This is a genomic window from Halovenus aranensis, assembly GCF_900100385.1.
Classification (GTDB): domain Archaea; phylum Halobacteriota; class Halobacteria; order Halobacteriales; family Haloarculaceae; genus Halovenus; species Halovenus aranensis.
This window is the reverse complement of the sequence record NZ_FNFC01000003.1, coordinates 233,765-245,199: the sequence shown is the minus strand read 5'-3', so window position 1 is coordinate 245,199 and position 11,435 is coordinate 233,765. Positions and strand designations below refer to the sequence as shown.

At 59.7% G+C, this 11,435-nt stretch carries 10 protein-coding genes and 1 pseudogene; 7 read left to right on the top strand and 4 right to left on the bottom strand.

Annotated elements, in window-relative coordinates; all coding sequences use genetic code 11:
• Nucleotides 1–336 (top strand): annotated as a pseudogene (locus tag BLR34_RS04800) (IS4 family transposase); the annotation flags it as partial.
• 55 nt (nucleotides 337–391) lie between these two features.
• A complete protein-coding gene (uppS, locus tag BLR34_RS04795) occupies nucleotides 392–1,312 on the top strand; it encodes a polyprenyl diphosphate synthase (RefSeq protein ID WP_092699983.1) in 921 nt (306 codons plus the stop codon).
• 3 nt (nucleotides 1,313–1,315) lie between these two features.
• Here the strand turns inward: uppS and BLR34_RS04790 are convergent, their stop codons facing one another.
• The gene (locus BLR34_RS04790) at nucleotides 1,316–1,924 is read right to left on the bottom strand and encodes an undecaprenyl diphosphate synthase family protein (RefSeq protein ID WP_092699981.1); all 609 of its coding nucleotides are present in this window, start codon (nucleotides 1,922–1,924) and stop codon (nucleotides 1,316–1,318) included.
• A gap of 402 nt (nucleotides 1,925–2,326) precedes the next feature.
• On the opposite strand from BLR34_RS04790, the gene BLR34_RS04785 reads away from it, so the two are divergent.
• The 4 genes from BLR34_RS04785 to BLR34_RS04770 are packed head-to-tail and all read left to right on the top strand — an operon-like array spanning nucleotide 2,327 to nucleotide 5,840.
• A complete protein-coding gene (locus BLR34_RS04785; protein ID WP_092699978.1) occupies nucleotides 2,327–3,415 on the top strand; it encodes a PhnD/SsuA/transferrin family substrate-binding protein in 1,089 nt (362 codons plus the stop codon).
• 27 nt (nucleotides 3,416–3,442) lie between these two features.
• Nucleotides 3,443–4,231, top strand: a complete 789-nt coding sequence (locus BLR34_RS04780; protein ID WP_092699976.1) for a phosphonate ABC transporter ATP-binding protein — start codon at nucleotides 3,443–3,445, stop codon at nucleotides 4,229–4,231.
• Nucleotides 4,228–5,325 (top strand): PhnE/PtxC family ABC transporter permease, encoded by a 1,098-nt coding sequence (locus BLR34_RS04775; protein ID WP_092699974.1) that lies wholly within the window; start codon nucleotides 4,228–4,230, stop codon nucleotides 5,323–5,325. The genes BLR34_RS04780 and BLR34_RS04775 overlap by 4 nt, the downstream gene beginning before the upstream one ends.
• Nucleotides 5,325–5,840 carry a P-loop nucleotide/nucleoside kinase family protein gene (locus BLR34_RS04770; protein WP_245683175.1) on the top strand — a complete coding sequence of 172 codons (516 nt, stop codon included), beginning with the start codon at nucleotides 5,325–5,327 and terminating at the stop codon, nucleotides 5,838–5,840. Before BLR34_RS04775 ends, BLR34_RS04770 begins: the two co-directional genes overlap by 1 nt.
• Here BLR34_RS04770 and BLR34_RS04765 read toward each other — a convergent pair.
• Nucleotides 5,837–7,255 carry an FAD-binding oxidoreductase gene (locus tag BLR34_RS04765; protein WP_092699970.1) on the bottom strand — a complete coding sequence of 473 codons (1,419 nt, stop codon included), beginning with the start codon at nucleotides 7,253–7,255 and terminating at the stop codon, nucleotides 5,837–5,839. The two genes, BLR34_RS04770 and BLR34_RS04765, sit on opposite strands and share 4 nt — an antisense overlap.
• 188 nt (nucleotides 7,256–7,443) lie before the next feature.
• Nucleotides 7,444–7,578 carry a hypothetical protein gene (locus BLR34_RS17495; RefSeq protein WP_281240901.1) on the bottom strand — a complete coding sequence of 45 codons (135 nt, stop codon included), beginning with the start codon at nucleotides 7,576–7,578 and terminating at the stop codon, nucleotides 7,444–7,446.
• A gap of 108 nt (nucleotides 7,579–7,686) precedes the next feature.
• On the opposite strand from BLR34_RS17495, the gene BLR34_RS04760 reads away from it, so the two are divergent.
• The gene (locus tag BLR34_RS04760) at nucleotides 7,687–8,181 is read left to right on the top strand and encodes a cupin domain-containing protein (protein ID WP_092699968.1); all 495 of its coding nucleotides are present in this window, start codon (nucleotides 7,687–7,689) and stop codon (nucleotides 8,179–8,181) included.
• Between the two features lie 14 nt (nucleotides 8,182–8,195).
• Here BLR34_RS04760 and BLR34_RS04755 read toward each other — a convergent pair whose 3' ends face one another.
• Nucleotides 8,196–11,207, bottom strand: a complete 3,012-nt coding sequence (locus tag BLR34_RS04755) for an MMPL family transporter (RefSeq protein WP_092699966.1) — start codon at nucleotides 11,205–11,207, stop codon at nucleotides 8,196–8,198.
• Between the last annotated feature and the right edge of the window lie 228 nt (nucleotides 11,208–11,435).

The following is an 11,435-nucleotide window of genomic DNA, read 5'->3' as shown; positions in this document are numbered from 1 at the left end:
AAGACGCAGTACGAACTGGATGAGTTCACTACGAGCAAATCCCATGTTGTCGAGATTCTGCTGTACGCAGCGTTGCTGTCGCTGTTAGTGAGCCGTGATTTGTTGGATCTGCTCACCGTTGTCGCAGATGACGAGATCGTGTTTCCACCAGAACGCTGGGCGGCGACCTTCCGGTCGCACGCCCAACTCCTCCTCCACGAGTTGGGTGAGTACCTCGGTTACTCGCCGCCACCGCTGTTAGAACGACTGATCGAAGATGCGCAGAAGATTCACCAGCAACGACCGATCTTACAAGAGAGACTCGTTACCGCTACACAACCTAGAGGTGAGGCTTAGCTAAAGACCAATGCACAAAACTCTTATTCAGTCACCCGAAAAATCAGGTGAGAGAATGGTTGCACGTCCGCGTGAGTGGCTCGAGTCGCTCTACGAACGCGTCCTCGAACACGAGATTTCAAGCACGCCCACTCACGTCGCCGTCATTCAGGACGGGAACCGTCGGTACGCAAGCCAGCAAGGTGAAAACCCAACACAGGGACACCGGGAAGGAGCGGACACGACAGAAGCGCTTCTGGAGTGGTGTGACGAGTTCGGGGTCGAAGAGGTGACACTGTATACGTTCTCGACGGAGAACTTCGATAGGCCAGAACAGCAGCGCGAAGAGTTGTTCGACCTCATTGCCTCGAAGCTCCGGGAGTTCGCCGACGCCGACCGCGTCCACGAACAGGGTGTCCACATCCGCGCTATCGGTGAGACACAGCGCCTCCCTGAGCGGGTTCGAGAGGCTATCGACTACGCCGAAGACCAAACTGAACACTACGATTGTCTCCATCTCAACATCGCACTCGCGTACGGTGGGCGCGCGGAGTTGCTCACTGCGACGCGCAATATCGCCCGACAGGTCGACGATAACGACCTCGAACCGGCCGATATCGGGGTCGAGACTGTCGAAAGCGCACTGTACGAGGGCCCGACTCGTGACGTCGACCTCATCCTTCGGAGCGGTGGCGACGAGCGAACCTCGAATTTCCTGCCCTGGCAGGCAAACGGCAACGAGGCTGCTGTCTACTTTTCGACGCCGTACTGGCCGGAGTTCAGCAAAATCGACTTCCTTCGGGCGATTCGAACCTACGAACACCGCGAGCGAATGTGGCGACAGTCGCGTGCGCGTCGCGCACAGGAGTTACTCCATGTGCTCGGACCAGACACCTGTCCGGACGCCAGACAGACGTTCCGGCGATTCCGGAATGCGCTTCCGGTTGCGGAACAAGAGCCACCGGGTCAGCCCACTGAGAGTGAACCTGCCGACTGACGCTCACTCGCCGAACCGTCGCTGTCTGTCCTGATAATCTCTGAGTGCGCGAAGATAGTCCCGCTTTCTGAAATTCCGCCAGTTCACGTCAGTGAAATACAGCTCCGAGTACACCGACTGCCATATCATAAAATCAGAGAGGCGCTCTGCGCCGGTCTTGATGACCAAGTCGGGCGCTGTCGGGAAGATGAGTCGCTCCTCGATGTCTTCTTCGGTCACGTCCTCGGGGTCGAGATGGCCGGCGTCGACGTCGGCCGCAATGCCCTGGACTGCGGTGGCAAACTCGTGTTTCCCGCCAAGACCGATACTCACCTGGACGGGTGTTTCGACCTGTCTGCCGTCATCCGGGGTCCGAACGGCGACTTCCCGAGGCGTTTCGACCCGCTGAAACTCGCTTTCGAGGGTCGGAATTGCCTCCTCGTCGAGAACACTGACGTAGACGACGACCTGTTTGGCTCCGTACTCGAACGCCCACGCCAGAAACTGTGACATCGTTTCATACGCGCCATCTTCCAGCAAGTCACGCTCTGTGATGACGAGCGCGACGGTCTCTGGGAGGCTCTGACCGGCGAACCGGACACGGCTAGCGAGGTACCTGTCGTACAGTCCCACGGCTGAGGCTGTGAGGGGCGAGGGCAAAATACCTCCGCTCTCAACACAGATGCTGTTCTTGCGGTGTCGAAATAAATAGTGTCTTATAGTACTCCGTGATACGCACAGTAATCTTTCAACCCTGTGGCCATAGTGTCGCCGGCAATCTCTGTAGCCGGCGATAGAGCACAGCCTACGGGGTCGTACAACTGGCCGAACGAACGTTCTATATCCTGTCTGGTGGCGGCATGACGACGGCATAACGGCATCTAGTAACAAACTCCCACAGATGGCAGATTGTATATAGTGCTATATATTGATACCCCCTACCAATACCACTCGGTAGACAACAACATAAAAACGACTGACAGAGGTAATATATTAGAAAGATATATTGGTGGCGGACAAGAGGTATTATCCAGAATGGCAGATAAGCGTGCCAACCGGAAAGAAACGCGTCGCAAATTCATCGCAACAACAGGACTTGCGGGCACCGGTCTCCTCGCCGGCTGTATCGGTGGGGATGACGGCGACGACGGCAGTGACGGCGACGACGGCAGTGATAGCAGTGACGGGGCAGACGGCGAAGACGGCGGTGACAGCAGCGACGGGGGAGACACCACCGAAGACACGACGTCGACGATAGGGTTCGCGCTCAATCCGGCAGAGGCAGACGTGAAAATCGAGGCGCAGTACCAGCCGATTTTCGACTACCTCGAGAGCGAGCTTCCGGTCGAGGTCGAACCAGTTCGCGCAGCAAGTTACACGGCGACGACACAGGAGCTGCGACGTGGCGGCGTCGAGCTCGCGGATACGTCTCCGTTCGTCCCGGCAGCGACCGACGGTATCGCCGATGTCGTCGGTATCCGAGAGGCCTACGGCTCGGACAAGTACTTCTCGCTTATCACGACGACGACAGACAGCGGCATGGAACAGCTTTCTGACCTCGAAGGTGAGACGATTGCCTTCGGTGCACAGACGTCGACCTCGGGAACGCTGGTTCCGATGCTGATGCTTCAGAAGGCAGGGCTCGACGTTGGTTCGGCTCCGCAGGGCGACCCGCCGGCGTTCACGGCTCGCTACTCCGACCACACGACGGCACGGAAACAGATGGTCAACGACCCGTCGATTGCTGCCGCAGCGACCGGCGCGTTCTCGACAGCACCCCACGTACCCCAAAAGCAGTTCGACGAGATGTCCGACAAGTTCTCCGAACTCTCTGCCGAGTACGACGGGGCTGGCGAAGCGGACCCACAGCTCAACCTCCTGTCGGTCTCTGCACCGCTCCCGCGTGCGCCTATCATGGCCCGTGCTGACTGGGAGGGAGACATCCGCTCTGAGGTCGAGTCCACGCTCATCAACGCAGAACCGGGCGGAGACGCGTTCACCCACGGTGATGACTACGACGGCGAGGAACTCTGGTTCACCAACATCAAAGAGGGCTCCGAATCAGACTACGAGCCAATTGAGGAGGTTCTCAGCCAGCTCGACGTCGAAGTCGGCGACATCTAAGTAACTCCGCACCCACCAGAACTATCTATGGTCCGAATAGAAGTTGACGAACTGACAAAAGAGTACGGAGAGACCGTTGCACTCGACGACGTATCGTTCACCATCGAGGATGGCGAGTTCGTCGTCGTGCTCGGCGTGTCCGGCTCTGGAAAATCGACCTTGCTCCGCTGTCTGTCAGGGCTCACGGAGCCGACAGCAGGCGAAATCCTGGTCGACGGCACACCAGTCCACGGACCACGCAAGGAGGTGGCGATGATTTTCCAGCAGCACAACATTATCGACGACATGTCGGCCTACGGCAACGCGCTCTCTGGCTCTATCACACGCTATGGCTTTCTCAAGAGCTTTCTTCGGGTTCAGGATACTGCCGAAAAACAGCAGGCACTGGAGGCTCTCAAGACTGTCGACCTGCTCGATGAGGCCCAACAGAAGGCACGCCGGATGAGCGGCGGACAGCAACAGCGCGTCGGGATTGCACGCGCGCTGGTACAACAGCCCGACGTTTTGCTGGCCGACGAACCGGTCTCGAGTCTCGACCCTGGCAGCGCCCAGCAGGTGATGCGGTATCTCCAGACTGCCGCCGAAGACCGGAACCTGACTGCACTGAGCAGCCTCCACCAGGTCAATCTTGCACGCAAGTTCGGTGAGCGTTTCATCGGACTGCGGGACGGTAAGAAAGTATTCGACGGCTACCGCGATGAACTGACAATCGACGTCGTGGACGACATCTACGGTGACATCGAAACCGAAGGTATGTTCGTCGGCACGACGGCGGATGAACAGGCCACATCGCTCGACGAAGAGGTGGCGCCATGACCGACGACACTGACTCCGAGAGCGACACACTCCAGGCCGACGGCGGCACGGCCACACAGACGCCGCCGGAGACGCCAGATGACGAGCAGTCACCCGACAAAGAGGTCGCTGGCGCACTTGAGAAGATACGGCGGGCGCGAAAACGCCGAGCGCTCGGCTGGCTAGCGACGATTGGCGTTGTCGGATTTCTGTTCGTACAGGCAATCTTTGCGGTTCGGCTGCCGGACGAAAACTATCAGATTGACTTCTTTATCGACAGTCTCGGTGACTTCTTCCCGACGACCGATTACTTCGGCGTCGTTCCGTTCATCGACTTCGGCGAGTATCTCGACTACATTCTGGAGAACAACCTCATCTTTGATTCGGACAAGTTCTTCGAACTGTTCGGCGACCCGATGGCGTTTTTCTTCGACGGCCTCGGAATGTTCGATATGTTCGGGCAGGCAGGCATCACACTCGCGATGGGGCTTGCCGGGACGATTATGGGGTTCCCGCTCGCGTTGACCTTCGGTACTCTCGGGTCAGAGCGAGTGACTCCGTTCCCGTTCAACTTCCTGTTCCGTGGGACGATGTCGGCCATCCGGTCGATTCCGGCAATTATCTGGCTGCTTATCCTGATTCCGTTCGCCGGGCTCGGCCCCGCATCTGCGACGTTCGCAATCGCCGTCGACACCGTCGGAAATCTTGGCCGACTGTTCGTCGACGAACTCGAAGAAATTGAGGAAGGGCCAATCGAAGCCATGGACATGGCCGGTGCGAACTACCCACAGCGGGTCTTTTTCGGGATGATAAGCCAGGTCCGGACGAGTTTCATCGCCTGGACGCTGTACATCCTCGAAATCAACGTTCGCATCGCAGTCACGCTCGGTGCCTTCGGCGCTGGCGGACTCGGTGAGGTTGTCGACGTTGAGCGTGGCCTGTTCAACTTCGACCACGTGATGGCGACACTCATCTGTATCTTCGTGCTTGTCATCTCTGTCGAAATCTTCAGTCAGCGACTCCGCTCGCGCCTGCGCTCGGACGAACAGAAGATGGGTCTCTGGGAACTGATTACCGGCTTCCCAGACCGCATGAGTGAATCTCTGCTGAAATGATGGGCGAACACGGCCACGCAGTGGTTGCGGTCTGTGGGCTCCCGGGGGTCGGTAAGTCGACCGTCTCCTCGTATCTGACCGACTGTCTGGACGCGGTGCGACTGCGGACTGATGCCATTCGAAAAGAGATTATCGACGACCCGGAATACACCGACGCTGAGCGTGAACGCGTCTACGACGAGCTGTTTACCCGAACAGAACGCCATCTCCGGAACGGCGAGCCGGTCGTGCTCGATGCAACCTTTGCCGACGACGCCCACCGGAAGCGAACGAAACGACTCGCCGAGAACGTCGGCGTCCAGTTCCAGCTGATTCGAGTGGTCTGTGACCCTGCTGTCGTCGAACACCGAATCGAATCACGCGACGATATCAGCGATGCTGACGCCGCAATCTACCGGCAGTTCAAAGACGAGTTCGACCCGCTCGAACTCGATTACGACCAAGTCGACAACTCCGAGTCGCTGTCGCGAACGCGAGCACAGGTCGACTCGCTGTTTGGCACTCTCTGTCCCTAGTTCTCTGGCTCTCGGAGCCGGCCGTCGTCTGCCGTTTCGGGAAACATCTTGCCGGGGTTGAGCGTGTCTGTCGGGTCGAGCGCCCGCTTGATTGCACGCATCGCTTCGACCGTGGCTTCACCGTGTTCGTCGACGAGGTACCGGCGCTTGCCCCGGCCGACGCCGTGTTCGCCGGTTGCGGTCCCACCGACAGCTATCGCTCGGTCGACTACGTCTGCGTAGACCCTCTTGCCGCGCTCGACCTCCCCGTCGTCATCGTCGTCGACGAGCACGGCGTAGTGGATGTTACCGTCACCGGCGTGTCCGAAACAGGCGACGGGCAGGTCGGCTTCGTCGCCGCGCTGTTTGGCGTACTCGATTACCGACCCGTACTCACTGATTGGCACTGTCACGTCTCCGGCATGGAGTGGCTGGCGGTCCGGGTCGTACTCCGAGAGCGCGTACGCCAGCTCGGTTCGTGCCTCCCAGAGGTCGGCCATTCGGTCGTCGCTCGCAGTCTCGAATGTCTCTGGGTCGTGTGTTTCGATAACGTCCCGACAGAATGTAATCTCGTCGTCGACGTTGTGGTCGGCGTGAAACTCCAGAAAGACCATCGGCGCGTCCGGGAGCGACGCCCCGGTGTAGGCGTTCGACATCTGTGCGGCGGTGGTGTCCATCAGCTCTATTTTCGCTACGTCGACCCCAGCGGTGACCACGTCTTTGACCGCGGCTGTCGCGTCCGCCAGCGTCGAAAAGATAGCGCGTCCGCCCCGCTGTTGTGCCGGCCGTCCTGCGAGTTCGAGTGTCGCCCGGGTCACGACACCCAGGGTTCCCTCGCTCCCGACAAACAGGTCACGGAGGTTGTATCCCGCCGACGTTTTGGGTGCTTTCGACCCGGTCGTGATGACCGAGCCATCGGCTAAAACGACTTCGAGTTCCAGTACCCAGTCTGCCACTTCGCCGTATTTCACCGTCTCCATCCCGCTCGCGGCGTTCGCAATCATCCCGCCGATTGTCGAGATATCGCCCGAAGAGGGGAGTGGCGGGAAAAAAAGGCCGTGGTCGCCGGCTGCCTCCTGTACTGCTGGCCCCATGACCCCCGGCTCGACGTCAATCTGGAAGTCCTCGGGCCGGATGTCGAGTACGCTATCCATCCGTGTCAAGTCCATACTGATTCCGCCGTGGACCGGGACGGGGTTCCCTTCCAGGCTCGTTCCGGCGGCGTACGGCGTAACGGGAACTCCGCGCTCGGTGGCCGCTTCGAGCACCGCCGCGACCTCTGGAGTCGTTTCGGGATAGACTACCACGTCGGGCTCGACAGGGTCTGGTGTGACCCACTCCGAGAGTGTGGCCCAGTCCCCGCTGTGTTCGGCTCGGGCGTCCTCTGTCGTCGAGACTTGCCGCTCACTCAATATCTCACGGAGGTACTCAGTCATTGGTTACACCTCTGGCTCGCGACACTATACTGTTTCCCCGCACAGACGGCTGTCGCCTCAGTGTGAACTGACCGCCAGCAGTCGACCGGGCACCACCGCGAACCGTCTCACTGACACGGCTCTGCCAGAATCCACGAGAGGTGGCGACCAAACTCTGTGCCCGCGGGTACGGCCTGCCTGAGTCACCGTCAGTCGTCCCGACGGTCGTCGATATGTTCCCATATCTCGACACAGCCAGCACCGTCGTCGAGGTCGTCGTAGTAAGATTCGAGATCTTCGAGGTCGTCGGACGGCTGATTGGCGTGGTCGGTGTCGTTCGACATAACTCAGAGACAGCCTGACCTTGCTACAGCGTAGTAATAAACATTGCCCCGGTCTCGCCTCCACCGGCGACGGGGATAGATTTTACCGCTCGGTCGTGAAGCGACCGTATGGAGACAGTCAGTATCGACGAACTCGAGAACAGCATCCAGCCAGCAGCCCGAATATGCCGACTCACCGACGCGCTCGGTCTGACAGATGTCGCGCTCAACTACTACGAACTCGAACCTGGCGACAGTTTCGCGTTCGCCTACCACAGCCACGAACTCCAGGAAGAGGTGTTCTACATCCAGAACGGCACGGCGACGTTCGAGACCGACGACGGTGATGTCGAAGTCGGCGCCGGCGAACTCATCAGATTCGGGCGAGAAGAGTTCCAGCGGGGCTGGAACTACGGCGACGAGACGGTCGTTGCACTGGCACTCGGTGCACCCCAGGAGTCCGGCACTCAGGTCACACTGCGTTACTGCCAGCACTGCGACCAGAAGACCGACAACAGCCTCGACAGCGCGGACAACGAATCTGCCGTCGTTGCGCGCTGTACGGACTGTGGAACTGAGACGGGACGATGGTACCAGGGGCCGATGGACGGTACGGTCCCCTGAGTAGTCTCGCTGCGTTACTCCTCGCGCTCGTTCGGTCGACCGCCGTCGCTTGCAGTCGGCGTGGCCGTCTCTTCGGGCGAGAGTTCGAACGAGGCCGCCGGACCGAAGTATTTCGTCCAGAGGACGAGCAGACTGGGGAGAACGAGCACGCTCGCGAGGAACGCGTAGATGATGGTCATCCCCGTGATGATGCCGAACTGCTGGAGGGGTGGCAGGATGGCGAAGGCGAGCACGCCAAAGCCGCCGACAGTCGTCGCAGCACTGCCAAGTAGCGCGCCGCCGGTCCCGGTTACCGTCCGCGACATTGCTTCCCAGACAGACCCGGTTCGGTCGAGTTCGAGCTTGTACCGCTCACTCATGTGAATACTGTAGGCGACACCGAGCCCGACGGTCAGGCTCGTAATCATGCCGGTCATGACGTTGAACGGGATTTCGAGGACGTACATCGTCCCGAGAATCCACGTGACGCTGAACAACACCGGCAACAGCGTTACCGCGCCCAGCATCGCACTCCCGTCGGTAATCCGGTAAGTCACCATCAGGAACGCGAAGACGGCGACCAGCGTGATGAGCAGGCTCTCGACGACCGTGTCGAACAGTTGGTCCTGTACGATATCGAAGAGGATTATCTGTCCGGTCGCGGTCGTTTCGAGCCCGCCGCTGTCGAAGTTGTCGGCGATCGCTGCCATCTCGCTTCGCACGTCACTCATTGCGGCGGTGCCGCTGGTCGAGACGACCATCCGCACAGCCTGATAGCCGTCGTCAGACCGGTAGATGACGTTCCCCGCCTCTTGTGGGGCAACGGTAAAGAGCGCGTCGTAGACCTGCTCGACGTTCTGGTCTGGCACCATGTCGCCGTCGGTGTCGGCCGCGGTGAAGGTGGCGTTGAACGTCTCATTCTCGGCCGCGACCTGTTGCATGGTCTGTAACGGCCCCTGTAGGTCTGCCCCGCCACCCGACAGCGTGACGACAACATCACTCTCGGCTGCGTCACGCTGTGCGTCTGACAGACGTTGTAACGTCTCTGGGTCTGTCACGTCTCCTTCAAAGAGGAGTTGTGCCTGTGAGTCCTCGCGGACGAAATTCTGATTGACGAACTCCAAGTTCTCTTTCATCGAATACTCGCCCGGTGCGAACGGTTCGGGGAGATTGTCCGTCCACGCGGGCGGGTCCTCGGCGATGAAGTCTTCCTGATTGAAGCTGGTATCGACCTGGCTGGCACCGTACGCACCGCCTGCGCTCACGAGCAATGCGAGGAGGAGGATGACGACCGGTGCCTTCTTCGCGGCGGTTGCGCCGGCCGAGAGGACGCTACTGAACCGCCCGTTGCCCGTCCCGAACGCGCGCTTTTGCCGGGAGATGCCGCGGTTTTCGAGGACGCTATCGACCTCAATTTTCACCGCGGGAATCAGAATACCGAATATCAACAGCGCGGCGGTAATACCGACTGCACTCACGATACCGAAGTCCTGAATTGGCGGGACCGGGCTCGTGAGATTCGAGAGGAAGCCGATTGCGGTCGTGGCCGTCACGAGGACGAGCGCAATCCCGACGCCGGCCAGCGCCGTCCGCATCGAGCCGCGAACGTCGTCGTCGCTGTATGCGCCATTCTCCTGGCGCTGTTCGCGATGGCGCATGAAGATGTGGATGGCGTAGTCGATAGAGAGTCCGATGAGAAGGACTGGTACCGCGATGAACATCTGATTGAAGTCGATGCCGGCCCAGCCCATGAACCCGAACGTCCAGATGAGAACGGCACCGATGCCGAACAGGCCAAGCAGGATATCGAGGAAATCCCGATAGGCGACGACCAGCGCAACGACGACGAAAATAAGCGCCAACGGCCCGACAATCGCCAGACTGTCGCCCATCGAATTGTTGATTTCGTCGCTCATGATGCCGGTCCCGAAGACGATGACCTCGGAGTCACCGGCCCCAATCTGGTCGGTCGACATCGACTGCATCGTCAGCTGGGCGTCGATAAGCTGCTGGGACGCTGCCCCTGCCTGTCCCTCGCCGCTCGTCTGGTGAGTGACAAGGAGCATGGTCGCGTTCGCGCTCGCCGAACCCGGCTCGTAGTCGGTGGGCATGAATCCGAGCCCACTGAGCTGGCCGTTCGAGTCGCCCCCCAGCACCGACATGAGCGCGCGCTCGTACTGTGTCGCGTTCAGGGACTCGATAGCCTCAATCTGGTCGCCAATCGAGGGGGACGTGTTCTCCAGCTTCGACTGACGCTGTTCGAGTTCGGACCCAAGCGCCCGCAACCGCTCTCCGTCCGCTTCGAGTTGCTGGCTGCGCTGTTCGAGCGTCTCGTACTCGTCGGCGAGAACGCCTTGCGTGCCCTGTTTGTACGCGCGCTCGATCTCTGCCTCGTCGGTGGCACGCCGCAACAACTGGACAGAGCGGTTGAACGTATCGTACTGCGTCTCGTCAAGCTCCACTGCGGTACGCTCGCGAACCCCTTCGAACGTCTCGCGTGGCGATGTGGCCTGGTCTTCTTGAAGCGATTCGAGCGCGGTCCGGAGCGCCTGTCGCGTGGTGTTCAGCGCTGCCTGTCGGCGTGCGAGTGCAGCCCGCTCCTTTTGTACCGTCGCATTCAGCTGCTCGAACTCCGTGGCAAGTGACTGGAGTTCCTGCCGTTGTTCGCCGAGAATGGCCGACGTTGCTACCAGGTTCGCGACGCCAACTGTCGGACGCTCTGTCGACAGCGTCTGACTGATTGTCTCGTTCTCTCGGAACGACTGCTGCAGGTGGAGTGTCTCGACTAGCGAGTCTTTCGAGAGTGTATTCTCGCCCCGCACGATGACCTGTGCAGTCGAGGTATTCTCCGAGCCGGTCGCGAAGTTATCCTCGATGTAGGTCAGCTTCTCTGCCTCTTCGGTGTCACTCTGGAACTGGTCGAGTGACGACGACTGTTCGACCATCCCCGCTCCCGCGCCTGCGAGGACGGTTACGACTAACATGAGGGCGATAACTGCCCGACTGTGTCCCGTAACAATCTCCGAGAGGCGGTCTGGGACGCTCATCCACTGCTCCCCTCCGCTGTGTCGTGACGACCTGCCAACTGACTGTGGTCTGGCTCGCTACGTTCACTCGTTCGCATCTTGATTGAACATTTATTCAGTCTGCATATATGCCTTTTGTATACTGACGCCGATAGCACCTGATATCAAGGTTGCTGTAAGCACTGTAACTAACTATTCAGTCAGTATTTTACATACGGAGCACAAAGCTAAAGACCAATGAACACAGTA